Below are 23739 nucleotides of genomic sequence, written 5' to 3'. Positions count from 1 at the left end.
GACAAAAAAGGCAGCCGGTGAACGGGCTGCCTTTTCGTTAGTTGAACCGGATTGCGCAGCTTACGCGGCGCTGGCAGATACCAGCAACTGTGCCTCGTGCGCGCGCAGGGACCGCCGCGCGGCGACAAAGTTGGACATGCCGTCAGCCGCATCGAGTTCGGGGAACAGCGACAGGATCTCGCTACGCTGTTCGGACTGGATACCGGCCATCGAATGTGCCCCCGGCTGGAAGCTTTCGGCCCATGTGCCATCCGCAAACACGACTTCGTGGTTGTCAAACAGCAAGTGGATGTAGCTGACCTTGTCCGGCGTGACAGTGTCGACCCCGTCGAGCCCGACCAGATGTTTCGCCGCGACCAGAACTTCGCGTTCGCTGAACATCACCTCGGCCGTCTCAGAGGCGACAAGCATGCGGTGGTTCGGGCTGACCATCATATCGCGCTGCGGCACGCCTTCGCCAAAGGCACCAGCCTTGATCCGAATGGGGTTGAAGCCAGGAGTGCGCAGCAGGTTGTCGCGCCCCAGATTGCGGCGACCCACCCAGCGGACCGGCTGCATGCCGTTATCCCGCGTGACGACGAGATCGCCGACCTTGATCTGCTGCACCGGGATCTCGCCGCGTCGCGTGGCGATGGTTGTGCCGGGGGTAAAGCAGATCACGACCTCTTCGATTTCGGAATAGGTTGTGGTGCCGGTCACGTTGCCGTCGGCATCGCGGAACTCGATCGTGCCGGATTCAGGCCCCGTTTTGGTCAGCGTGTACTGCGACCGATCCAGCCCGCTGAGGTTCAGAACGTCGACATCTGTTCCGTCGGCATCTTCGCCGCCCACGATGGTGTGATCACCGCCCGAGGTAAAGTTGAACAGGTCGGAGCCTTGCCCCCCTTCGGCGCGGTCATTGCCGCCGCCCGAGGTGATGGTATCTTGCCCGTCGCCGCCTTCGATCTGATCGTCGCCTTCGCCACCATCAAGGCTGTCGTTCCCGCCCTGACCAAAGATCGTGTCGTCGCCCTCGCCGCCCAGAATGGTGTCATTGCCCGCTTCGATCGGGGTCACGACGGCGTCATCAATCAGGTCGCCAGACAGGGTGAAGCCCGACTGCGTGGAACGGGTTTCGAGCGTGAACTCGATGAACTCGCGGTTCTCGAACTGGCCCGAGAACCACGCATCCTGATCGTCGGGGGAGTTCGCCTCGGTCCCTGCTGCGGTTACGGTGCCATCGGCATTGGTGACATTCAACGACGTGTCATCGCTGGTCGCGAAGGAGGTGAAGCTGTTGGTGTCCAGCGTCACGGATTCCTGATCGCCGGGGGAGTTGCGATCCAGATCGTTGAAGGTCGCGGTGGAATTTAGCGCGATCGGCTTGAACTCGCCCGTATCGATGTAGTGCTGACGGTCGTAGAATTCGAGCCGGAAGGTCGCGGTTTCACCGGCATACCTGCTCCTGCTTCCATCACCAGAGTTCAGCAGGATCTCGAAGCCGGTGCCGCCGGTAAGGTCAATGGGCATGTCGTCATTGGAGGTGTCGACCAGCACCAGCCGCGCGAAAACGCCGCCGCCATTGTCCAACGTTGCCACGTTGTCATAAAAGACGCTGTCGCCTTCGTCGGCAGAGTTGCCTGTGTTGAAAAGGCGGCTGGCATAGGACAGCGTAATCGGAGACGCGTCGTTGCCCGGTGCCGTACCGACGCCTGCATCGCCATACAGCAGGTCATCGCCCGCGCCACCGTCGATCCGGTCGTCGCCGCCTTCGCCAGAAACGCGGTCGTTGCCGGCACCTGCATCGATCTGGTCGTCTTCTGCCGTCCCCTGAAGGGTATCTGTCCCAGTCGTACCGTTGATGGCTGCCATTGATGTGCTCCGCATATTACTAGATAGAACCACGGTCCCTATCGGGGAAAGGTTTCACGAGCTTGGAAAAATAACCTTGCTGTCTTTGCCTGTAAAAATGATTTACGCAACGGATTTAACGTCTTTGTGATAAGTTGACGTAGCGACCCTCTCGCGTCAGTTGTGGGCGGCGCGATGGTTCACGTTTTAAGACCGGTGAATACAAAATGGGGGCGGCATCACTGCCACCCCGCTCTTTGGTCTAGCTATAATTTGCGAAGCAATGCCAGCATGACGAGAAATGGCAGCGTGAATATGCCCTATCTCACCGGCCTGCTTGGAGAAAATCGTGATGCCGTTCTATGCGTCCTACCTGCCACTAACCCAAAGGTAGATCAAGCGGGGGAAAACCCCCATCTAAGGTTGGATTAGCCCTAAAACCAGTGATTTGGCGACCGCATGATCGCGTGTGCTGGCCCGCAGCTTCTCTTTCGCGCCCTTGATGTGTTTCTCGAAGGTTTTTTCGCTGATCTTGAGGGTCCAGCAGATCTCGGCCGGGCGCAGGCCAATGGCAAGATAGCTCAGGCAGTCCCGTTCGCGCGGGGTGAGGTTGACCAGCACGCTCATGTGATCGCGGCGGATGCCTTCATCCATCGCAAACGACAAACGTCGTAGTGCATCGCGATGTTGCTGCCAATAGAGCCCAAATTCGCGGTCGCTGCGTGTCTCGCTCACCCAAAGACCGATGCCGGAGATGGCCTGACCCGCGGGCGTGCGGTTTAGTGCGAAAGACGCACCGAACTGCATCCCGATGTCATTCTCCAGCTCGGATTGCATCTGTTGCGGCTCGGTCGCGTCGTCCAGCAGACTGGCGTCGTTCCACAGCACCTCTGCCGTGCCATTGGCGATCAACTCGACCGAGATATCGTCATCCACCAGCGCTTGTTCCTCGACCGCGGTGACCCAGTCTTCGGGGTAGGTGTGGCGAAAGAAACCGGCTTGGGTAAACCCGCGCACGGTCGCGTCACTGGCGTAGGGAATGATGCCATAGCCGATGCCGGTGACGCCCAGATCGGCGAAGGTTCGGGTGCAGCTGTCCCAAAACGCAACATCACCCGTGCCCGCTTTCGCGGCACCCGCCAAATCGATCAGCTTTTCCAATGACATGTTCGCCCCCCGGCCTAGGCAACATAATGGCAAGGGTGTCGCCAAAAAGCAACATAAAATATGGTCGGAATAAGGCGGTTCGCCTTGTTTATATAGGCGTTCGAAGGCGTCGGACCGGTGCGCGTCAAAATACCCTGTTCGGAAATTCGCAAAGCGCGTAGAAAGAAACCATGAATATTTGCGCGATCACAATGGTTTACAAAGACTACTGGGCGCTGTCCCAGTGGTACGCGCATTATGGGCGCATGCTGGGGTTTGATAACCTCTATGTCGTTGCCCACGGGGCCGACGCCAAGATCGCCAGCCTTTGCCCCCGTGCGACCGTGATCACCGTGCCCCGCGAAACGCTAGAAGGGTTCGACCGACGACGCGGGCAGGTGCTAAACAGTTTTGCCGATGGACTGGCCGTGTCTTTCGACTGGGTGATCCGCACCGATGCGGACGAGCTGATCTGTTACGATCCCGCACTATATACGTCTCTGCACGCGGTGTTAGAGACGGCATCGGCAAAGTCGATGTTCGCGCTTGGTCTCAATGTGGCAGAGACCTTGGAGGATGATGTGCTCGCGGCGGGGCAAATGGCTCTTGGCCATCGGCGCACAGCGGTGTTCTCGGGGCACTACAGCAAGGCTTGGGTGACCAAACGCGGCACGGGGCTGTGGCGCCACGGCATATGGGTCGGGCCCAAGCGCATTGAAACGGCGGTGTTTGACCTGCCGCGCGGTGTCTATCTGATGCACCTGAAATACGCCAATATCGACGCGCTAGAGAGCGCAAACCAGCATCGGGTCGATGTGGGGAACATGCCGGGGCGGGGCTTGCCCGGTGCCGCGTGGAAAGAGGCGGACCAGACGGCGGCTCGGTTCTATGCCCGATTGGCGGGATTTCGCGACGAGACATGGGAGGTCGCGCGCGATCACGCCTATGCCACGATCAGCGCGGAGCCGGTGCGGGATGCCAAAGAAAACGTGCTGCGGGCGAAATCGACAGTGTTCGAGCAGCGGATCAAGCTGCCGGAGTGGGTCGCCGCGACCTTTGGCGATGCCTAACCGGCTTGCGTGCCGCGCCCCGCGATAAAACCCAAAGTAACCGCGGCCAGCAGGCCGTTGCCCGACAGATAGCCGCTGTCGCCCGCGCCCGAGACTCCGCACGCGGCGCCGCCAGCGGCATAAAGGTTGTCGAATGTGCCACCCTCTGCCCTGCGCACCTTGGCCGTCGTCGGGTCAACCTCAAGCCCGCCCTGCGTGTGAAACAGCGCGCCGGTTACCTTCACCGCGCAGAAGGGGGCGGAAAGGGGCGTAACACCCCATGTGCGGCCAAAGGCATCACGCCCGCCCGCCGGAATATCAGTCATCGTTTTTGCCAAAACATCTGCGGGCAATCCGACCTTTGCAGCCAGTGTTTCGACCGTGTCCCCTGTGATCACCGCCCCTTGGGCCTCGGCGTTCTTGAAATCCTCGAACTGGCGGGCAATGTCGGCGATGCGGGCGTCGAATATGGTCCACGCCACGCCGCCAGCCTGCGCCAGCACGGCCCGCGCCGCTTCGGAGTAGCCTTGCGCCTCGTTCCAGAACCGCTTGCCGCTGGTATTCACCTGAACGCCGCCTTCGGTGATCGTGGCCCATGTGATCAGGATGCCGTGAGGGTGGGCGACATTGCCGTGCCCCTGATAGGCACCCAGATGACGGCGGCGCGCGCCAAGCGCCTCGCCCCAGCTGATCGCCTCTCCTCGGTTGCCGTCATGGCCGAACCAGATCGCCTCCGCGATATCCGGCATGTGGTGGGCGACCATGGCGCGGTTGCCGCCAAACCCGTTGCACGCAAGGATCAGCCGGTCGCAGCCGATATCTTCGCGGCTTTGGTCAGGCAGCGATACCTGCGCCCCTGCGAGCGTGGCGCCTGCTGCATAAAGCCGGGTGGCGCGGCGGTTGCAGATCAGCGGGATATCAAGCGCCTCGATCCGCGCGCGCAGGGCGTCGATCAATTCGCGCCCCGACCGTGAGGGCAGCCCGTGCATCCGCCGTTGGCTGTGACCGGGATAATCAAAGTCGCGCACAAGAGAGAACGGCAGCCCATGTGTTTCGACAAGCCAGTCGATGACCTGAGGCGCGGTGCGGGCCATCGCAGCGACCAGTGCGTTATCGTTTTCGTGGTGCGCCTTGGCCTGAATGTCGGTGGCAAAAACGTCGGGGCTGTCACTGATCCCCGCGTCCTGTTGCAGGCGCGTCCCTGCCGCGGGGATCAACCCGGCGCTCAGCGCGGTAGAGCCTGTCGGGATCGGGTCGGCCTCTAGCAGCAGCACATCCTGACCCGCCTCATGCGCCGCCAGCGCCGCGATCATCCCGCAGGCGCCCGCGCCGATGATCAGGGTTTCGGCCTCTAGATCGAAAGTCGACGGCGGGGCGGCGATATCAGGATTTGCCATCGAACCGCTTTCCAAGGGCCAGCATCTCGGGGGTGCCAATCGCTGCATTCAACCCGTCGAAATCATGCATCCGGTCGGAAAACGCTTTGTTAGAGCCGGTTGCTTTCAGGCTCGCGTAATAGTCCTGCGCCGATTTCGCCAAAGCGCGCACGATGCCGCCGGGGAAAATCACGATATCGAAACCCATATCCTCTAGCGTGGTCGCCGAAGAGATCGGGGTCGCGCCGCCTTCCACCATATTGGCAAGAAGCGGGACACGCCCCTTGAAGGTATCGGCGATGCGCGAAAGCTCTCCGCTGTCGCGGGGGGCCTCGATGAACAGCACATCGGCACCGGCGTCGATATAGCTGCCCGCGCGATCAATCGCCGCGTCAAAGCCTTCTACCGCGATGGCGTCGGTGCGGGCGATGATCAGCGTATCGTGGCGGCGCGCATCGGCCATGGCGGCGATCTTGCCGGCCATTTCCTCTTTCGGGATCAGCGACTTATCAGACAGATGGCCGCATTTCTTGGGGTAGGTCTGGTCCTCTACCTGCAAAGCAGAGGCCCCCGCGCGTTCATAGCTTTGCATCGTGCGACGTGCGTTCAGCGCATTGCCGAAACCGGTGTCTGCATCCATGATCACCGGCAGGTCGGTGCGATCGGCGATCAACGCCATCGTATCGGTCATCTCGGAGGCGGTGCTGAGCCCGATGTCGGGGCGGCCCAAACGGGTGTAGGCAACTGCTGCACCGGAAAGATACAGCGCCTCGAACCCCGCGTCGGTGGCAAGGGCGGCGGTCAGCCCGTCATAGACACCGGGGGCGATCAGAATATCGGGGGCGGTCAGGCGTTGGCGCAGTGTCATTGGGCACCTCCGACAGCGGCGGTGGCTTCGGCGCAGGTCATCACCTGCGTCACCGACCCCAGCGAGGTCAGCGTCGCGTCGTGCACGTCCTGTTTGAACGCAGCGCAACCGTCCGACAGCAGCACCGTATGGATGTCGCGCAGATGCGCATCCCGCACGGTGCTGGCGACACCGCCGTTAGTGACGATCCCGCCGATGATCAGCGTGTCGATCTTCATCGCGCGCAGCACATATTCAAGCCGTGTCTGGTAAAAGGCGGAATATGCGACTTTCTCGATCGTGAAATCCGCCGGAGCAAGTGTATCCACCAGCGCGTGGCCAAAGCCGCCCGGGGTAAAGTCGCCCTTGGTCAGGAAGGGGCGCAGTTTCTTGAGATGCGCGGCGATCAGCGGTTCGTCATCGCGCCCCGGTACCAGCGTGAACTGCGCCGAGATATAGGTGCCGCCCGCCTTGGTCAGCGCCGCCTTGAGCGGCGCGATCCGGTCGGGCAGGGCGAGGATACTCTCGGCTCCCTGACCCGCACGGCCATAGGCACCTTCCGGATGCAGGAAGTCATTTTGCAGGTCGATGGTCAGCAAAGCGGTTGTGGCAGGGGTCATGCGGTGGCCCTTTCGATCAGAGTGTTGCCGTAGGCGTCGACTTTGCCGACCAGTCCGGGTTCGATCAACACGGTTGTGTCAGGTTGTTCAAGGATTGCGGGGCCGGGGACTTCGGCACCGACCGGCAAGGAAAGACGGTGATAAAGCTTCGTCTCGTGCCACTGTCCGTCAAAGTGTACCTGACGCGTTCCTTTCAGCGCGTCCTCAACGCTGCCACCGACAGGGGCGAGCGTGGACAGATCAAAGCGCGGGCGCCGTCCGGTAATGGCAGAGCGCAGGTTGATCACCCGTCGCGTGCCATTCTCAAGCAGCCGCCCATAGGTGGCGCGGTAAGCGCTGTCGAATGCAGCCGAGATATCGTCCTCTGTCGGGGGCGTCACTGTGCCATCGGTCACTGTCACCGGCAGCGTCACCGATACCGTATGTGTCTGGCCGAGATAGGCCATATCAAGCGTGAATTCCGTATCGCGCCGTTCAAAATGGGTGCGCGCGGCTTCAAGCGTGGCAAGCCCGTCATCGACGTGACCTTGCATGAAACCGGTCAGCGCCCCAAGGTCGATGCCCGACAGGGTGGAATTGATGGTTTGCACAAAGTCTTGCCGCATATCCGCGATGACGCAGCCCATGGCAGATGTTACCCCCGGGTAACGCGGCACGATGGACCGCGCCAGACCGACCTCTGCCATCATGGCACCGGAATGCAACGCACCACCGCCACCAAAGGGCATGAACGCAAAGCGTTTTGGATCAAACCCGCGTTCGATAGAGACAAGACGCAGCGCGCCGGCCATGCGGCTGTTGGCCACGCGCAAGATCGCCTCGGCGGCTTGGAGGGCGTCCAGCCCAAGGGGGGTGCCCACGTGTTCAAGGATCGCAGCCTTTGCGGCCTCCACGTCCAGTCGGTCCAGCTTGCCGCCGATGGGGTTGTCGGGATCAATACGGCCCAGAACGACATTGGCGTCGGTCACAGTGGGGCGTGTGTTTCCCTGACCATAGGCGACAGGGCCGGGCGTGGACCCGGCGCTTTCCGGCCCGATGTTCAGCAAGCCGCCCTTATCGACCCAAGCGATAGAGCCACCGCCCGCGCCGATTGTTGTAATCTCGATCATGGGGGACCGGACCACCATGCCAAAGTCGATCGACGTCTGTTGCGACAGCATCGACTGGCCCTTGGCGATCAGGCTCACATCGAAAGAGGTGCCGCCCATGTCGCCGGTGATGATATCGGGAAAACCGGCAGCTTCGGCGATGTAACCCGCGGCTATGACCCCCGCTGCCGGACCCGAAAGCGCAGTACGCACGGGCAGACGCGCTGCGGTCGCCGCATCCATGACCCCGCCATTTGACTGCACGATCATGAACTCACCTGCAAACCCGTCGTCTTTCAGCGCAGTTTCAAGCCGCGCGAGGTAGCCCGAGACTTCGGGTTGCAGATAGGCGTTCAACGCGGTGGTAGAGAACCGTTCGAACTCGCGGATCTCGGGCAGGATTTCGCTTGAGGCCGAGACATGGGCATTCGGCCACATGGCGCGCACGGCTTCGACCGCCAGTCTTTCGTTTTCGGCATTGGCATAGCTGTTGGCAAAGAGGATCGCACAGGCAAGACAGCCCTGATCCAGCAGCTCTTGCGCGGCGGCTTGTACCGCGTCGAGGTCCACCGCCTGACGGATCGTACCATCGGCAAGCGTCCGTTCCGGTACTTCAAGGCGCAAGGCGCGCTCGACAACGGGCGTGAAGTCGCCTCGCAGCCCCCAGGTGCGCGGGCGGTCACGGCGGCGCATTTCCAGCACGTCGCGCAGGCCCATCGTGGTGATCACGCCGATCTTGGCCCCTTTGCGTTCCAGCAGCGCGTTGGTGCCGGCAGTGGTTCCATGTACGACGACAGAGACGGTCGACAGATCATCGACCCGCGATCCGATGCCCGACAAAAAGCCCGCCGATTGGTCGGGGCGCGAGGTGGGAACCTTGGCAACCTGCGCGCTGCCTGTCGCCTCGTCCAAAACGAAAATATCGGTGAAGGTGCCGCCGACATCGACGCCGATCATGCGGTTTGCGCTGGTCATTGGGTCACCTCTTTCCAGTCAGGGCCATAGGTCTGTGTCGCGTAATCGGGTGTCAGCAGGCCGCCCGCCACGTCGCGGGCCACATCGGCCGCAGCACGGTTCGCGGGCGCGCCATAGCCGCCACCGCCGGGTGTATCGAGCCGTACGGACTGGCCGCGTTGCAGCTTGATGCCCACCATTTTCGAGGCCATAGGCGGGGCGTGCCAGCCGTCGTCTTGTTCGTACTCAAAACGGTTCAGCGCCGCGTCGCCCCCGCCTGCGACCCCTTTCGGCGCAAAGCGTCCACGTTCGCCGAACAGAAAGGCGGTGGCGGATTCCTCAAGCACTTCGATCTCGTAGGTGGCCCCCATGCCGCCGCGATGCTGACCCGCACCGGCGCTGTCGGGGCGCAGCGCCCATTGTTTGAACATCACCGGGTAGGCGGATTCGAGGATCTCCATCGGGGGGATGGTCGCGGTGGAGATCGGCGCATTGCCGTGGTTCAGCCCGTCCCCTTCGGGAGAGCCCCCATGCCCGCCGCCGTAAAAGCTGAACATCACCCAAGGTTGACCATTCGCGCGTTTGCCCGAAATCGACAGCGCGTTGATCGTGCCATAAGCGTTGGCAACCACGCGGTCCGGTGCCGCCTGCGACGCGGCGGAAAAGATCACATCGACCATCCGCAGGATCGTTTCGGTATAGCCGCCGACCGGCGCCGGGAAGGGGGCGGACAGCAGCGACCCTTCGGGGATCTTCACCTGGATCGGGCGCATCACACCGGCGTTGGCGGGCAGGCTGGGAAAGATATGTTTGATCGCGACATAGGCCGTGGCCACCGCCGTGGGGAGCGCGATATTGACCGGCCCTGCACAGCGGTCTGCCGTGCCGGTGAAATCCAGCAGCATCTGATCGCCCTTGATCTCGAGCGCGACCTTGATCGGCAGCGGTGTATCGGTGATGCCGTCGTTATCCAGAAAATCCTCTGCCTCCCAGCGTCCATCTGGCAGGTCTGTCAGCTCTGTCCGCATCAGGGTTTCGGCGCGGTCCTGCAGCGCATCCAACGCCGCGCGCACAGTGTCGGCACCGTATTCCGCCAGCAGCTCGTCCAGACGTTTCTTGCCCAGATCAAGCGCGCCGAGCTGGCCGTTCAGATCGCCTTGGGCCGATTGCGGCAGGCGGGTGTTGCGCATCAGGATGTCGATGATATCGGTCTGGACCTTGCCCGCTTTGGCAAGACGCACAGGGGGCAGGACAAAGGCTTCTTGGAAGGCATCGGTTGCGGCGGGGTTGTAGTTGCCCGGCACCGCGCCGCCCACATCATGCCAATGCCCGACCGAGGCGAGATAGCAAAACAGTTTGCCGTCGTGAAAATAGGGGCGCACCAACCGCATGTCGGACAGGTGCGTGCCGCCCAGATGGGCATCGTTGAAAATATAGATGTCGCCGTCTTCCAGATCGCCATTCTCGGCCGCTTTGTCGATCACCGCCTTCACGGCAAATGACATCACCCCGACAAAGATCGGCAGCCCGGACTTGCCCTGCACCAGCGTGTCGCCCGACACCGCATGATACAGCCCGTGCGAGGCATCATGTGCTTCGGCGATGATCGGGTTAAAGGCGGCGCGGAACAGGGTTGCGTCCATTTCGTCGGCAATCTGTTCCATCCGTCCGGCCAGAACGGCCAATGTAATCGGGTCGATGTCTTGGGTCATGGTTGGGCCTTTGTTTCTGCGATGTCATTCCAGACGTCTTGGCGGGTGATGAAGCCGTCGGTGACTTCGAAGCGGTCGATAAAGCGAATATCGGAGAAGGCGGTCCCGTCGGGCCATTCGCCTGACAGCGTGCCGTGGCAATAGACAACCGTGGCCGGCCCGTCGCCGGGCGCAAGGTCAATCGAGGCGATGGTTTTCCTGACGAAGCGATAGCGCGGCGCGGCCCACTCCAGCAGATCTGAAAGCTCTGTCATCGGCGCGGCACCGGGGAAGTGCATGGTGAACCCGTCGCCCAAAAGCGTGCGGGCGGTAACGATGTCGCGCATCTCCATCGCGCGCAGGTATCGCGCCACCATTGACGGCGCATCCGGCAGGGCAGGGGCGGGCGACCGGTGCTGACCGCCACGCATATAATCGGTGGAGGGCATTTCCTTGATCATCACAGTCACCGCATCCGGTGTCGCGGGAATCACCGTGCGTGCGGCATTGGTCAGCGCCTTGCACAGCCTTGTTTTCTGGGCTGCGTCATACCCTTCCAGCACATGAATCTCGATGATCGGCATAACGCCTCCTGCGTCAGATCTGTATTTTTTGTAATACAGATAATTAAATGTGCATAGATCAAATAATTTGATTTTTGTCAGATAGATTTCTTGCTTTTGAAAAAACTCTTTGTAGGGTTGGAAGGGATTGGAAGGATTCAAATGACACTTCAAAGCACATCTTCGAAGGGCAGGGGGCTTCCCGAAGGGGGGAAGGCGCGGCGCGTTTACCTGCATCTGCACGAAGAGATCATGCGCGGCGTTTATGCCGCCGGTGCGGTTTTGCCCGGTGAGCAAAAGCTGGCGGTGACGCTGGATGTGTCGCGGGTGACCGTGCGCCGTGCGCTGGACGCGCTGGAGGGTGACGGGCTGATCTCGCGCCGTGCCGGATCGGGGACGACTGTTTGCGCGCCCAAGGTGCAGCCGGCACTTGCCGCGGATTTCAATACATTGATGCCGCAGCTGGTCGAGATGGGGCAGAACACCACCGCGCGGCTTTTATCCTTTAGCTACGGTGCCGCGCCGGGCAGTGTGGCCACCGCGATGGGGCTGGATGCGCAAGCGCGTGTGCAAGTTGCGGTACGTTTGAGGTTGGTGGAAGGGGAGCCGTTTTCCCACCTGACCACCTGGGTGCCCGAAGATATCGCACATAACTACACAGAGGCAGAGCTGGCGACGACGCCACTTTTCCGCTTGCTAGAGCGGTCTGGCGTCAAAGTTGATTCAGCACATCAAACGGTAAGTGCGACCCTTGCATCGCCCGATGTGGCGGATGCCCTCGGGGTCAGTGTCGGCGCGCCGCTGCTGTCGCTGGACCGTGTGGTGAAGGATGAGGATGGACGCGGGGTTGAATACCTCTCTGCGCTCTATCGCCCCGATATGTTCCGCCTTGAAATGGCGCTGAGCCGTGTCGGCGCAGGCGAGGCGCGTCATTGGGAGCCGGTGGTGAAACCGGGCCGGAAGGGTGCCGCAGAATGACCGCGCCGCAGACCCTCTTTGGCAAGCTTTGGGCCGCACATGAGGTGATGCGGCGCGATGACGGCACGTCGCTGCTCTGGGTTGATCGACATCTGGTGCACGAAGGATCGCACCATGCATTCGTGAAGCTGGAGAGCCGCGGCATGAAGGTCGCCGCCCCTGATCTGACTTTTGGCGTCGTCGATCACTATGCCCCCACCCGCGCCGACGAGATGGCGGCGGATATCCGGCGGATGATCGACACATTGGGGCGCAACGCCAAGGCGCAGGGCATCCGGCTATTCGATTTGCGCGATCCGGGGCAGGGCATTGTGCATGTGATCGGCCCCGAACAGGGGCTGACCTTGCCGGGCCTGCTGATCAATTGCGGCGATAGCCATACCTCAACGCATGGGGCCTTTGGTGCCCTGGCCTTTGGCGTCGGTGCGACAGAGGTGGCGCATATTCTGGCGACGCAGACGATCTGGCAACAACGCCCCAAAACGATGCGGATCACCGTGGACGGCGCGTTGGGGGCTGGTGTCACGGCCAAGGATCTGGCGCTGCACTGGATCGCAAAACTGGGGGCCGATGGGGCACGCGGCCACGCGATTGAATATGCTGGCCCCGCTGTCCGCGCGTTAAGCATGGAGGGGCGCCTGACGCTGTGCAACCTCAGCATCGAAGGGGGTGCGCGGTTGGGGCTGGTGGCCCCGGATCAGGTGACATTCGACTATATAAAAGGGCGTAACTTTGCCCCGAAAGGCGCAGATTGGGAGGCGGCCCTGCGGGACTGGTCCCAGCTTGCGACTGACAAAGATGCCCGTTTCGACCGCGAGGTTGCAATCAACGCCAGCTATATCGCGCCAACCGTGACCTGGGGCACCTCCCCCGAAGATGCGCTGCCCATTACCGGACATGTACCTGATCCGGCGCAGCTGTCGGGCAGCAAACAGGCGCAAGCGCGCGCGGCGCTGGAGTATATGGCGCTGGAACCGGGACTGCCGCTGGACAAAATTACAGTCGATCAGGTGTTTATCGGATCGTGCACCAATGGCCGGATCGAAGACCTTCGTCTTGCCGCCAAAGTCTTGGCGGGGCGCAAGGCCGTCGTGCCGGGGTTGGTGTCGCCCGGGTCGGCGCAGGTCAAGAAACAGGCCGAAGCCGAAGGGCTGGCCGAAGTCTTTACCCAAGCGGGGCTTGAATGGGCCGCATCGGGCTGTTCGATGTGTGTCGGCATGAATGGCGATCAGGTCGAAGCCGGCAAACGCTGCGCGTCTTCGACCAATCGTAACTTCAAGGGCCGTCAGGGACGCGGGGCGCGGACCCATCTGATGAGCCCCGCCATGGTCGCCGCCGCCGCAGTTACCGGACATCTCGCCGATGTGCGCCCGATGCTGGAGGGACGCACATGACCGGCTGGACACAGATCAATGGCACCGCCGTCGCGCTGCCGCAAGAAAACGTCGATACCGATCAGCTCATTCCGGCGCGCTTTATGTCGGCGCCGCGGGCTGACGGCTATGGCAAGTTCCTATTGCACGACTTGCGTCAGGATGCGGTGGATCATGTGCTGGATCGCCATGCGGGGGCAGATGTGTTGATCACGCGGCGCAACTTCGGCAGCGGCTCAAGCCGCGAGGCGGCGGTCTATGCGCTGGTTGATTTCGGGATCAGGGCCGTCTTTGCCCCGAGCTTTGGTGACATCTTCCAAAGCAATGCTGTCAACAATGGCCTGCTGCCCGCCCGTGTGAGCGATGCAGAGATTGACGCCCTGCTGGACGCGATCGGCACCGATGCTGTCAGCGCGACAGTGGATTTGGAAAAATGTGCAGCGGTGATTGCGGGGCATACCCTGACCTTCGAGCTGGATCCCGTCTGGCAAGAGAAACTGGTGAACGGTTGGGATGATATCGACCTGACCGCCCAGCATAACGACCGCATCAAAGATTTTCGCACGGCACGGTTTGCCGCGCACCCGTGGGCATTGCCCGCATCCTAAGACGTGCTGATCCCCGCAAGAGGGACAGGACGGCAACATAACGGGGTCCAACAGCCCCACCAACCGGGAGTATATACGATGAAACAGACAATCCTTGGCGGTATCCTCGCCTCGACGGCGTTGACCACGGCGGCTTTTGCGCAAGAGACGCTGACCGCGGTACACGCTTTTCCTGAATCGTTGATCTATACCAAGTCGTTCCTTGAATTCGTCGACAAGGTGAACACCGCCGGTGAAGGCGTTGTGCAGATCGAAGTGCGCGGTGGCCCCGAAGCCATTGGCATGTTCCAGCAGCCCGACGCCGTCCGGTCGGGTGTGGTCGATATGGTCTATACGCCGGGCAGCTTTTACGCAGGGGCTTTGCCTGAAAAAGACGCGCTGGTCACATCCAACCTGACCGCGGTCGAAACCCGCGCCAACGGCGGGTTGGAACTGATCGACCAGATCCACCAAGAGAAGATGGGCGTCAAATACCTTGGCTGGTTCGATTCCGGCGTATGCTACAACCTGTGGACCCGTGATGAGCCCAGCCTTGACGCAGAGGGGAACCTGGATGTGTCGGGGCTCAAGCTGCGCGGCAACGCGGTTTATAACGCCTTCTTCACCGACTATCTGGGCGCGCAGGTGATCGATCTGCCCACAACCGAGGTTTATTCTGCGCTGGAACGCGGCGTGGTCGATGCGACAGGCTGGACACAGATCGGCCTGATTGACCTTAAGTGGAACGAGTTCCTGAACTACCGGATCGAACCGTGCTTCTTCTCGACCGACCTTGGCACGATTGTGAACCTCGACAAGTGGAACTCCCTCTCGGACGAGGCACGCAAAATCCTGCAAGACGTGGCGATCGAGCACGAGAAAGCCTCGGCCGAGAAGCTGGGCGCGGTGCGTGATGAAGACTTTGCCAAGCTTGAAGAGGCGGGCATGACCGTTGTGACGCTGGAAGGGGAAGCGGCGCAAAACTACCTGGCAGCGGCGACAGAGAATACGTGGAACCGGATGAAGGGCCTGATGGCCGAAAGCCCCCAAGGCGACGGGAACTACGACAAACTGATAGAACTGTTCTACGACGCGCAGAAAAATCAGTAAGCCACATCAGGCGCGCCCTAATGGGGCGCGCCTGCTTTCGTTCAAAAGGGGCAGCCATGGCGCGTGTCGGACAAATTTACAGAGGTTTCCTTTACGCGATGGCGGGGATTGCCGGGGCCATGCTGGTGTGGCTGATGATTTCGGTCATTCTGTCAGTGGTGATGCGCAACAGCGGGATGCAGCCCTTTGCGTGGCTCTTTACCTCTTCTGAATATGCGATCCTGTATATGACCATGCTTGGCGCACCTTGGCTGGTACGCGAGAAGGGTCATGTGCATATCGAGCTGGTGACCGCCGCGCTGCCCGAAGCGGCACGCCGGTTTGTCAGCCGGTTGGTCGCGATGCTGTGTGTTGTCGTGTCCTTGATACTGGCGTGGAAAGGGGCAGAGCTGTGCCTGAACAACATCGCGCGCAATGATCTGGATGTGCGCGCGTATTACTTTCCGAAATGGATACTGACGCTGGCCTTTCCGGTCAGCTTTGGCTTGATGGCGATTGAATTTTCCCGATTTGTTTTTGGCGATGACCTGATGCACTCCGGCGAAGCAGGGGTACACGAATAATGGAATGGTTTGAATCGCTGGCCCTTTTGCTGGGCTCTATTCTGGTGCTGATGGCCATCGGGATGCCGGTTGCCTTGGCTTTTCTCGCAGCCAATATTGTCGGCGCTTGGTTCTTTATGGGCGGGGCCAAAGGGGTCACGCTGCTGCTGAACAATGGGTTCGGCGGGCTGACCAACTATGCGCTGGTGCCGATCCCGTTGTTCTTGCTGATGGGCGAAATCTTTTTCTACACCGGTTTGGGCAAGCGCATGTTCAATGCCATCGACCGTTTGCTGGGCAAGCTGCCGGGGCGGCTGTCCTATGTCACGGTTCTGGGCGGCACCGCGTTTTCAACGCTGTCTGGGTCGTCCATGGGCTCCACCGCGTTGCTGGGCAGCCTGATGGTACCTGAAATGACGGAACGCGGGTATAAAAAGCATATGTCCATCGGTCCGATCCTTGGCACGGGTGGTCTGGCGATTATCATCCCGCCCTCGGCGCTGGCCGTGTTGTTGGCAACCTTGGCGCGGATCGATGTGGGCGCATTGTTGATCGCGGGGATCATTCCGGGGCTCATCCTGGCCAGCTTCTATATCGCGACAATCTATATTCAGACCCGGATCGATCCCGACGCCGCCCCCGCTTACGAGGTTGAAGACCTGCGCTTTGGCCAGAAGATGCGCCTGTTTTTCGGCGATGTGGTGCCCATGCTGTCTGTCATGGTCGTGATCGTGATTGGCATGGTGGGCGGGCTGATCACCCCGTCCGAGGCCGCGGCATTCGGGGCGCTCGGCGTGTTGATCTTGGCCGTGGCCTTCCGTTGCCTCACATGGGAGGCGATGAAGAAATCGGTGATCGGCGCGATGCGGGTGACCCTGATGGCCTATCTCATCGTCTTTGGGTCGGCCACCTTCAGCCAGCTGCTGGCGTTTTCCGGTGCCTCCAGCGGGTTGATCCGATGGGCGACGTCGTTTGATCTGGCCCCTGTGGCGATGCTGCTGGTGATGTTCGGGGTACTGCTGCTGCTGGGTATGTTCATGGAGCAGATATCAATGATGTTGCTGACCGTACCGATCTTTTTCCCGCTCGCCACAACGCTGGGATTTGATCCAGTGTGGTTCGGTCTGGTGATCCTGCTGGCGCTTGAGATCAGTTTCACCACACCGCCCTTTGGCTTGCTGCTCTTTGTGATGAAGGGCGTCGCCCCCAAAGGCACAACCATGCGCGAGATTTACGGATCTGCCTTCCCCTATATGGGATGCTCGGTGCTGCTGGTGTTCTTGCTGATCCTGTTTCCTCAACTGGCACTGTGGTTGCCGGGGATGTAGCCTTTACCGCGCGCTGTTCCCGTGGTGGGATACCCCGACACAGACCGTAGAATGCGTGGGAGGAGAGCAGGATGACGGATAAGATCAAGGTCGAACGGCACGGGCCGGTGACAGTGCTGCGGCTCGATGATGCCGAGACGATGAACGCGCTGACATCGGCCATGGCGCTAAAGCTGCGTGACCTGCTGCAACAGGAATCGCAGACGGCGCGGGCGATTGTCTTGGCGGGGTCGCCGCGCGCGTTTTCTGCGGGCGCGAACCTCAAGCAAGGGACGATCGAAAGCGGCAAAGAGCTCGACGCGGGTGCCGCGCTGGAAAATGCCTACAACCCACTGATGATGACGCTTCGCGATCTGCCGGTGCCCGTGGTCTCTGCCGTGCAGGGGGCGGTCGCCGGTGTGGGCGCGTCGATTGCGCTGGCCTGTGATGTGATTGTCGCCGGACGTGATGCCTATTTCCTTGAAGCCTTTGCGCGGATCGGGCTGATCCCCGATGGCGGGGCGACGTGGTTGCTGACACGCGCCGTGGGGCGCGTGCGCGCGATGGAGATGATGCTGCTGGCCGAGAAAATTCCCGCGCCGACGGCGTTTGACTGGGGGCTGGTGACGCGGCTGGTCGAGAATGACGCGGTTGACGCCACCGCGCTTGAGATCGCGATCAAACTGGCGAACGGGCCGGTGCGCAGCCTTGCCTTGATCCGCAAAGCCGCGTGGAGCGCTGCCGACACTGATTTTGCCACCGCACTGGCGAACGAGCGCAAGTGGCAGAAAGAAGCGGGGAATACCCCAGACTTCAAAGAGGGCGTGGCCGCGTTCCTTGAAAAACGGGCACCCCGCTTTAATGGGTGATCTGTTGCTTAAGGGGGCTGTGGCCCCTCTGGTTCCTGCGGGTGTCGGTCCCTTGGGAACGAAATCATGATCTGTGCAGTTGACGCCCTGAAGGGTTTTTATCATGCACCGCCACCTCATCGCCGCTGCTCTTTTGGTCGTTCTGGCTGCCTGCCAGTTGCCGAAAGACCCCGAAAACACCACTGATACCGTGCAGGGTGCCGTGCTGAAGGTCGGCGCTTTGCAAGATCCTTTGCCGGAGCAAGACTTGCAGGCGGTAACACTGATCGCCGCGGCGCTGGATGCCCAGATCGAATGGCATCGCGAGAACCCGCACCAGATGCTTGACGCGCTCGGGGGGGGCGATCTGCATCTGCTGGCGGGCGGGATACCGAAAGATTCACCGCTGACAGAGCATACGGGCATGACCAACCCCATCGGATATGTGACCGTCGGGGCCGACCGTCCCGAACGGGTCTTGCTGTTGCGGCGCGGCGAGAACCGGTTTCTCATGCGGTCCAATATGGCGCTGCGTCCGCTGACGCGGGAGGCGCAGGAATGAACCGCTACCCCCCGCTGCCGCAAGAGATCGCCGAGAAAATCGCGAAAGCGCGTCGGCTGGAATGGTGGACGCTGTTCTGGCTGGTCACGATCATTTTCGTGATGTTTATGGTCATGGGATCAAGTCAGGCGATGCAGGCGGCGTGGATCGAAGACACGCTATCGCTGTTGCCGCCGATCCTGTTCCTGATCGCCGCGCGGCTTGAACGGATGCCACCAAGCGCGAAGTACCCCTTTGGCCTGCACCGCATCGGCACACTGGCCTTTGCCCTCTCGGCGGCGGCGCTGACCTTGATGGGCGGCTATCTGGTGTACGACGCGGTGGTCACGTTGGTGCGGCAGGAACATCCCACCATCGGCAGTATCGAACTGTTTGGCACCGAGATCTGGATGGGCTGGTTGATGGTGGCGGCATTGGTCTATTCGATCATCCCGCCAGTGATCTTGGGGCGCAAGAAGCTGGCCATCGCGCCCGACATTCAGGACAAGGTGTTGCATGCGGACGCTGACATGAACGCCGCAGACTGGAAGACCGGCGTTGCGGGTATTCTGGGCATCATCGGTATCTCGATGGGGTTCTGGTGGGCCGATGCCGTGGCTGCCGGGCTGATCGGGTTGGACGTGTTGAAAGACGGTGGGCGCAATCTGCGTATCTCGGTCGCGGAGCTGTTGGACGGTGCGCCGCGCAAGCTTGGCTCTGCCGAGCGTCAAAATCTGGCGGATCGTGTTCAGAACGGCATGGATGGCGCGCCTGTCGTCAAGCTGCGCGAGGCCGGACGCTATCTACACGTGGTTATCGGCGACGACGATGAACTGCTGCCCGATCCAGAGCGCGCGAAGGAGCTGGTGGGCGAGGATGACGCCTGGCGCGTGGTCACCCTGAGCGTGAAGCCCGAAAACTAGGCTCCCCCGGGACCGTTGGGATTTTTTCTGCATTTAGTCGTGTTTTCAGCGACGGAATTTTCAGGGCCCACGTTAAATGGCTTAATGACCTGATCTGGATAGTTGGAATAATGCGGAAATTTGTGAGTTTGCTGGTGGCCGTCGGGCTTTTGTTCGGGGCGTATGCCATCACCTTTGGCCTGCCCGGCACGGATGCCACAAGCGAGGCGGCGCAGCCTCAATCCGCGGCGGGCGGGCGCCCTGCAGGTGGCCGCCCCGGGGGCGGGCGTGCACGGGGGGCGACTTCGGTGGTGACGACCGCGCTGGAACAACGCCCCTACGAGGTGACTTTATACGCGACCGGCACGGCCTCCTCTTTGCGCAGTGCGGATGTGGTGACTGAAACCGCCGGTACAGTGGTCGAAACCCGACTGACCGCGAACCGCGATGTTGAACAGGGCGAGGTCCTTGTGCGGTTGGATGCGCGGACCCAAGAGCTGAACCTTGAAATCGCGCGCGCCAATTTGCAGCAGGCAACCGATACGGTCGACCGCTATGACCGGCTGCGGGCCGGCGGCAATTCCACCATCACCGATGTCGCACAGTCAGAGGCGCGCGTGGCGCAGCAACTGGCCGATGCCGAAGTGGGTCTGGCCGAAGTCGCGCTGGAAGACCGCACCATCCGCGCGCCCATCTCGGGGCGTCTGGGTTTGAGTGAGGTTGAGGTCGGCGATATTCTCGGCGCGAATGACGTGATTGCGACGATCGACCAGACCGAAACGCTGGTGGTCGAATTCGAACTGCCCGAACGCGCCATTGGCATGCTGGGGCAGGCGCATGAGGTGCTTGTCTCCACCTCGGCATTTGTGGGCCGGTCGATCACCGGAGAGATCCTTTCGTTCGACAGCAGGATCGATGCGGTCACGCGTTCTGTCACGGTGAAGGCCAAGATTGATAATGCCGATCGCATCCTCTGGCCGGGCATGACCTTTGCCGTGCGCCTGCTGCATGAAAGCGAGCCGCTGTCGGTGCTGCCCTCTACCGCGGTGACGTGGTCGCGTATGGGTGCTGCGGTTTGGGTTGACGATGGCGGTACCGCAACGCGGGTGCCGATCACGATTCTGTATCGTAAAAACGAATTCGTCTGGATAGAGGCCGACATCGCCGATGGCGCGATGGTCGTGACCGAAGGGGCGCAAAAGCTGCGGGACGGGGCTAAAATCACCGCGGTCGGTGCAGAGACTGAAAAGGCACCGTCATGAGCGATACCCCTGCAAAGCCCCGTGGCGGGCTCGCCGATCTATTCGTCTCGCGGCCAATTTTCGGGATCGTCATCAACCTGCTGATCCTGATCGCCGGTCTGGCGGCGCTTGTGGCTGTCGATGTGCGGGAAATGCCCGACGTTGACCAGCCGGTTCTATCCGTGCGCACCACCTATGAAGGCGCGGTGCCCGCCACCGTCGACCGTGAGGTGACGCAGGTGCTTGAGGATGCCCTGAGTGCGCTGGAGGGGTTATCCTATATGGAATCCACTTCGACCACAGGGTCGAGCCGGATCACCATTGATCTGTCCGAAGGCACCGATGTCGATGTCGCGGCAAATGAGGCGCGCGAGATCGTTTCGTCCACGCTGCGCGACCTGCCCGACGATATCGAGGATGATCCGACCGTTACCAAAAGCGACAGCAACGCCGATGCGATCATCCGGCTGGCGCTGATGGGGGACGCGAGCCTTGATGCGTTGACCGAGCTGGCCGAGGGCGTGGTCTATGACCGGCTGTCCACCATCGACGGCATTGCAGAGGTCACCCTGCGCGGCGAACAACCTAACGAGTTCCGCGTGACGCTGGATATGCCCGCGTTGCTTAGTCGGGGGATGACCCTATTCGATGTCTCTGACGCGCTGGCAGCGCTACGCGATGACACACCGCTGGGATCGCTGGATTCAGATGCGCAAACCTTGGCGCTGCGGGTCGGCAACGCGAATGTCACCGTGGATACAGTGGGCCAGATTCCGATTGATGCGAATACGCGCGTTTCTGACGTGGCGTTCGTACGGCTGCTGCCCGAGGATGACGCGGTGCTAACCCGCGTGAACGGGGAGACCGCCGTCGGCTTGGACATCACGCGACAATCCGTGGGCAACACGCTGTCGATCTCGGAAGATGTTGCCGTTGCGGTGGCTGATCTGCAATCGGCGCTGCCTGACGGCGTTCGGCTTTTCGTGACCTCTGACGACGGGACATTCATCAAAGGGTCCTTGACCGAGGTGATGAAATCCATCGCTTTGGCGACGGGGATTGTGGTTGTGGTGATCTTTGCCTTTCTACGTTCCCCCCGTGCGGTGATGATCCCGGCGGTGACCATTCCGGTGTCGCTGGTGGGTACAGTCGCCGCGATCTGGCTGACGGGGTTTTCAGTCAATACCATCAGCCTGCTGGCGCTGGTGCTGGCGACGGGGATGGTGGTGGATGATGCGATTGTCGTGATCGAGAATATCGTGCGCAAACGTAAACAGGGGATGGGGGCATTTGCTGCCGCTGCGGCGGGCACGAACGAGGTGTTCTTTGCCGTGATCTCTACCACGGCGACGCTGGCGGCGGTGTTTATCCCGATCTCTTTCCTGCCCGGTCAGGCCGGTGGGGTGTTCAGTGAATTCGGCTTTGTGTTGGCCTTTGCTGTCACGCTGTCGTCCATCACCGCGCTGACGCTGGCACCGGTTCTGGCGGCCTTTCTTGATCCGGGGAAATCCGCGCTTGAGGCAACGGCAAAGCCGCAAGGCTGGGCCGGTCGGATGTTTGACACGGTGATGGACAAAGCCATTCGCATGCCGTTGGTGGTGCTGGGTGCGGCGGGGGCCTTTGTAATCGTGGCGGCGGGGGCGGCGGGCACTTTGCCCTCTGCCATCACGCCCGACGAGGATCGCGGGTTCTTCCTGGTACAGGCACGCGGCGCTTCTGACACCACGATCGACTACCTTGATACCGAGGTTGATCAGGTCGAAGAAATCCTGACCCCCTATCAGGAAAGCGGCGAGGTCACCTCGGTTCAAAGCATCGTTGGCGTCGGTGGTGGCACCAGCGCCTTCATCATCGTACGGCTCGATGACTGGAGCAATCGTGACCGCAGCCAATCCGCACTGGTCGCCGAAATCAGCGGCAAGCTGGCGCGGGTACCTGGCGTTCAGGCCAGTGCGCGGGGGACCAACAGTCTCAATATCCGCGGCGGCGGGCAGGGCTTGCAATTCGCGGTGACAGGCAAGGACATCGCGGCCATGACCACGGCAACCGAGGCTTTGGTCGCGGCGATGGCGCAGGATGAGGCGTTTTTGAACCCGCAACTTTCCAACGATGCGGTGCAAGCGCAATACGAGGTCCGCGTTGATCCCGAAATGGCGAGCGTCTTTGGCCTGACAGAGGCCGAGATCACCCAGACCATCGGCGCAATGACCCAAGGCAAGGTCGCCGTCACCGTCTTTGCGGACGAGATCGAGACGGATGTGAATGTCGTGCCCGGTGGCCCGCCGATTGATGACCCCTCTGATCTTGATAACATCCAGCTGCAGTTGCCGGGCGGTGCCTATGTGCCCCTGTCCGCGGCGGCAGAGCTGGTGCCCGTGGTCAGCCAGTCCACGCTGGAACGGCAGGGCGGGTCGCTGGCGGTTTCGGCGCAGGCGAACCTGAACGACGGTATCGATCTTAGCGTCGCGATGACCCGTCTGACGGCGATTGCCGATAGCGTGCTGCCCGACGGGATGGGGATCATCTTTACCGGCGAGGCGGCGACGCTGAGCGACAGCCAGACAGAGATGTATATGGTGTTCGGCGTCGCGTTGGTGGTGGTGTTCCTTGTGCTGGCTGCGCAGTTCGAAAGCATCGCCAGCGCTGTCGTGATCATGCTGACCGTGCCCTTTGGTCTGGCGGCGGCGCTTTTCGCGATGTCGCTCAGCGGTGGATCGTTGAACTACTACAGTCAGATCGGGCTGGTGATGCTGATCGGGGTGATGGCCAAGAACGGTATCCTGATCGTCGAATTCGCCAACCAGTTGCGCGAGGCGGGGCAGGATATCGACAGCGCCATCCGAGACGCGCTGCGTCTGCGGATCCGTCCGGTGATGATGACGATGGTGTCGACCGTCTTTGGCGGCTTGCCGTTGATCCTGACCTCGGGCGCGGGGGCCGAAGCGCGCATCGCCGTGGGCTGGGTCATCGTGGGCGGGCTTGGCTTTGCCACCGTGTTCACCCTGTTCCTCACGCCGGTCTTCTATCGCTACGTGGCGGTCTGGGGGGCAGAGCCGGGGATGGCATCAAAACGTCTGACCCGCGAGGCGGCGGTCTGACGAAAACCGCGGGGCCGGTCGCAAAGAACCGGCCCCGTGGTGGTATCT

20 protein-coding genes are annotated in these 23739 nt (G+C 61.4%); 12 read left to right on the top strand and 8 right to left on the bottom strand.

Annotation, left to right across the window (positions count from 1 at the left end; all coding sequences use genetic code 11):
* Positions 1–60 precede the first annotated feature (60 nt).
* Both GLP43_RS15675 and GLP43_RS15670 read right to left on the bottom strand, forming a co-directional pair.
* A complete protein-coding gene (locus tag GLP43_RS15675) occupies positions 61–1851 on the bottom strand; it encodes a Hint domain-containing protein (protein WP_237280078.1) in 1791 nt (596 codons plus the stop codon).
* A gap of 396 nt (positions 1852–2247) precedes the next feature.
* The gene (locus tag GLP43_RS15670) at positions 2248–2997 is read right to left on the bottom strand and encodes a helix-turn-helix transcriptional regulator (protein WP_237280077.1); all 750 of its coding nucleotides are present in this window, start codon (positions 2995–2997) and stop codon (positions 2248–2250) included.
* A 170-nt stretch (positions 2998–3167) separates the two neighbouring features.
* On the opposite strand from GLP43_RS15670, the gene GLP43_RS15665 reads away from it, so the two are divergent.
* Positions 3168–4046 (top strand): glycosyltransferase family 2 protein, encoded by an 879-nt coding sequence (locus GLP43_RS15665; protein WP_237280076.1) that lies wholly within the window; start codon positions 3168–3170, stop codon positions 4044–4046.
* On the opposite strand, the gene GLP43_RS15660 is transcribed toward GLP43_RS15665, so the two are convergent.
* The 6 genes from GLP43_RS15660 to GLP43_RS15635 are packed head-to-tail and all read right to left on the bottom strand — an operon-like array spanning position 4043 to position 11185.
* A complete protein-coding gene (locus GLP43_RS15660; RefSeq protein WP_237280075.1) occupies positions 4043–5422 on the bottom strand; it encodes an FAD-dependent oxidoreductase in 1380 nt (459 codons plus the stop codon). The genes GLP43_RS15665 and GLP43_RS15660 overlap by 4 nt on opposite strands.
* Positions 5409–6269, bottom strand: coding sequence for an isocitrate lyase/PEP mutase family protein (locus tag GLP43_RS15655; RefSeq protein ID WP_009824166.1), 861 nt, complete (start codon positions 6267–6269; stop codon positions 5409–5411). Before GLP43_RS15655 ends, GLP43_RS15660 begins: the two co-directional genes overlap by 14 nt.
* The gene (locus GLP43_RS15650; RefSeq protein WP_237280074.1) at positions 6266–6868 is read right to left on the bottom strand and encodes a cysteine hydrolase family protein; all 603 of its coding nucleotides are present in this window, start codon (positions 6866–6868) and stop codon (positions 6266–6268) included. The genes GLP43_RS15655 and GLP43_RS15650 overlap by 4 nt, the downstream gene beginning before the upstream one ends.
* Positions 6865–8931, bottom strand: coding sequence for a hydantoinase/oxoprolinase family protein (locus GLP43_RS15645; RefSeq protein WP_237280073.1), 2067 nt, complete (start codon positions 8929–8931; stop codon positions 6865–6867). Before GLP43_RS15645 ends, GLP43_RS15650 begins: the two co-directional genes overlap by 4 nt.
* On the bottom strand, positions 8928–10622 hold the full coding sequence (locus GLP43_RS15640) for a hydantoinase B/oxoprolinase family protein (protein WP_237280072.1): 1695 nt from the start codon (positions 10620–10622) through the stop codon (positions 8928–8930). The genes GLP43_RS15645 and GLP43_RS15640 overlap by 4 nt, the downstream gene beginning before the upstream one ends.
* On the bottom strand, positions 10619–11185 hold the full coding sequence (locus tag GLP43_RS15635) for a tautomerase family protein (RefSeq protein WP_237280071.1): 567 nt from the start codon (positions 11183–11185) through the stop codon (positions 10619–10621). The genes GLP43_RS15640 and GLP43_RS15635 overlap by 4 nt, the downstream gene beginning before the upstream one ends.
* A gap of 141 nt (positions 11186–11326) precedes the next feature.
* Here GLP43_RS15635 and GLP43_RS15630 point away from each other — a divergent pair, with 141 nt between their 5' ends.
* The 11 genes from GLP43_RS15630 to GLP43_RS15580 all read left to right on the top strand — a co-directional run bounded on the left by GLP43_RS15630 (position 11327) and on the right by GLP43_RS15580 (position 23691).
* Entirely contained in the window at positions 11327–12142 is an 816-nt protein-coding gene (locus GLP43_RS15630; RefSeq protein WP_037941484.1) for a GntR family transcriptional regulator, read from the top strand.
* Complete coding sequence (gene leuC / locus GLP43_RS15625; RefSeq protein WP_237280070.1) at positions 12139–13536, top strand: 3-isopropylmalate dehydratase large subunit; 1398 nt, start codon at positions 12139–12141, stop codon at positions 13534–13536. Before GLP43_RS15630 ends, leuC begins: the two co-directional genes overlap by 4 nt.
* Complete coding sequence (gene leuD, locus GLP43_RS15620; protein ID WP_237280069.1) at positions 13533–14123, top strand: 3-isopropylmalate dehydratase small subunit; 591 nt, start codon at positions 13533–13535, stop codon at positions 14121–14123. The genes leuC and leuD overlap by 4 nt, the downstream gene beginning before the upstream one ends.
* 78 nt (positions 14124–14201) lie before the next feature.
* Positions 14202–15212, top strand: coding sequence for a TRAP transporter substrate-binding protein DctP (dctP, locus tag GLP43_RS15615; RefSeq protein ID WP_074637004.1), 1011 nt, complete (start codon positions 14202–14204; stop codon positions 15210–15212).
* Between the two features lie 56 nt (positions 15213–15268).
* Positions 15269–15775, top strand: coding sequence for a TRAP transporter small permease (locus GLP43_RS15610; RefSeq protein ID WP_237280068.1), 507 nt, complete (start codon positions 15269–15271; stop codon positions 15773–15775).
* Entirely contained in the window at positions 15775–17082 is a 1308-nt protein-coding gene (locus GLP43_RS15605; protein WP_237280067.1) for a TRAP transporter large permease, read from the top strand. Before GLP43_RS15610 ends, GLP43_RS15605 begins: the two co-directional genes overlap by 1 nt.
* 71 nt (positions 17083–17153) lie before the next feature.
* Positions 17154–17930: an enoyl-CoA hydratase-related protein gene (locus tag GLP43_RS15600; RefSeq protein ID WP_237280066.1), complete on the top strand. Its 777-nt coding sequence runs from the start codon at positions 17154–17156 to the stop codon at positions 17928–17930.
* Between the two features lie 103 nt (positions 17931–18033).
* On the top strand, positions 18034–18471 hold the full coding sequence (locus GLP43_RS15595; protein WP_237280065.1) for an enoyl-CoA hydratase: 438 nt from the start codon (positions 18034–18036) through the stop codon (positions 18469–18471).
* Entirely contained in the window at positions 18468–19373 is a 906-nt protein-coding gene (locus tag GLP43_RS15590; RefSeq protein ID WP_237280064.1) for a cation transporter, read from the top strand. Before GLP43_RS15595 ends, GLP43_RS15590 begins: the two co-directional genes overlap by 4 nt.
* Before the next feature lie 110 nt (positions 19374–19483).
* The gene (locus tag GLP43_RS15585; protein WP_237280063.1) at positions 19484–20614 is read left to right on the top strand and encodes an efflux RND transporter periplasmic adaptor subunit; all 1131 of its coding nucleotides are present in this window, start codon (positions 19484–19486) and stop codon (positions 20612–20614) included.
* Positions 20611–23691: an efflux RND transporter permease subunit gene (locus GLP43_RS15580; RefSeq protein WP_237280062.1), complete on the top strand. Its 3081-nt coding sequence runs from the start codon at positions 20611–20613 to the stop codon at positions 23689–23691. Before GLP43_RS15585 ends, GLP43_RS15580 begins: the two co-directional genes overlap by 4 nt.
* The last annotated feature ends 48 nt before the right edge of the window (positions 23692–23739 follow it).

The sequence above is a fragment of the Sulfitobacter sp. M39 genome, assembly GCF_021735935.1.
Classification (GTDB): Bacteria; Pseudomonadota; Alphaproteobacteria; order Rhodobacterales; family Rhodobacteraceae; genus Sulfitobacter.
The sequence above is the reverse complement of the archived record's forward strand: the minus strand, read 5'-3'. Positions and strand labels throughout refer to the sequence as shown.

Excerpts from the sequence above, each read along its gene's own strand:
- GLP43_RS15635 (WP_237280071.1), bottom strand. The coding sequence starts at position 11,185 with ATGCCGATCATCGAGATTCATGTGCTGGAAGGGTATGACGCAGCCCAG.
- GLP43_RS15660 (WP_237280075.1), bottom strand. The coding sequence starts at position 5,422 with ATGGCAAATCCTGATATCGCCGCCCCGCCGTCGACTTTCGATCTAGAG.
- leuD (WP_237280069.1), top strand. The coding sequence starts at position 13,533 with ATGACCGGCTGGACACAGATCAATGGCACCGCCGTCGCGCTGCCGCAA.
- GLP43_RS15650 (WP_237280074.1), bottom strand. The coding sequence starts at position 6,868 with ATGACCCCTGCCACAACCGCTTTGCTGACCATCGACCTGCAAAATGAC.
- GLP43_RS15595 (WP_237280065.1), top strand. The coding sequence starts at position 18,034 with ATGCACCGCCACCTCATCGCCGCTGCTCTTTTGGTCGTTCTGGCTGCC.
- dctP (WP_074637004.1), top strand. The coding sequence starts at position 14,202 with ATGAAACAGACAATCCTTGGCGGTATCCTCGCCTCGACGGCGTTGACC.
- leuC (WP_237280070.1), top strand. The coding sequence starts at position 12,139 with ATGACCGCGCCGCAGACCCTCTTTGGCAAGCTTTGGGCCGCACATGAG.
- GLP43_RS15675 (WP_237280078.1), bottom strand. The coding sequence starts at position 1,851 with ATGGCAGCCATCAACGGTACGACTGGGACAGATACCCTTCAGGGGACG.
- GLP43_RS15580 (WP_237280062.1), top strand. The coding sequence starts at position 20,611 with ATGAGCGATACCCCTGCAAAGCCCCGTGGCGGGCTCGCCGATCTATTC.
- GLP43_RS15610 (WP_237280068.1), top strand. The coding sequence starts at position 15,269 with ATGGCGCGTGTCGGACAAATTTACAGAGGTTTCCTTTACGCGATGGCG.
- GLP43_RS15640 (WP_237280072.1), bottom strand. The coding sequence starts at position 10,622 with ATGACCCAAGACATCGACCCGATTACATTGGCCGTTCTGGCCGGACGG.
- GLP43_RS15590 (WP_237280064.1), top strand. The coding sequence starts at position 18,468 with ATGAACCGCTACCCCCCGCTGCCGCAAGAGATCGCCGAGAAAATCGCG.
- GLP43_RS15645 (WP_237280073.1), bottom strand. The coding sequence starts at position 8,931 with ATGACCAGCGCAAACCGCATGATCGGCGTCGATGTCGGCGGCACCTTC.
- GLP43_RS15585 (WP_237280063.1), top strand. The coding sequence starts at position 19,484 with ATGCGGAAATTTGTGAGTTTGCTGGTGGCCGTCGGGCTTTTGTTCGGG.
- GLP43_RS15600 (WP_237280066.1), top strand. The coding sequence starts at position 17,154 with ATGACGGATAAGATCAAGGTCGAACGGCACGGGCCGGTGACAGTGCTG.
- GLP43_RS15670 (WP_237280077.1), bottom strand. The coding sequence starts at position 2,997 with ATGTCATTGGAAAAGCTGATCGATTTGGCGGGTGCCGCGAAAGCGGGC.
- GLP43_RS15630 (WP_037941484.1), top strand. The coding sequence starts at position 11,327 with ATGACACTTCAAAGCACATCTTCGAAGGGCAGGGGGCTTCCCGAAGGG.
- GLP43_RS15655 (WP_009824166.1), bottom strand. The coding sequence starts at position 6,269 with ATGACACTGCGCCAACGCCTGACCGCCCCCGATATTCTGATCGCCCCC.
- GLP43_RS15605 (WP_237280067.1), top strand. The coding sequence starts at position 15,775 with ATGGAATGGTTTGAATCGCTGGCCCTTTTGCTGGGCTCTATTCTGGTG.
- GLP43_RS15665 (WP_237280076.1), top strand. The coding sequence starts at position 3,168 with ATGAATATTTGCGCGATCACAATGGTTTACAAAGACTACTGGGCGCTG.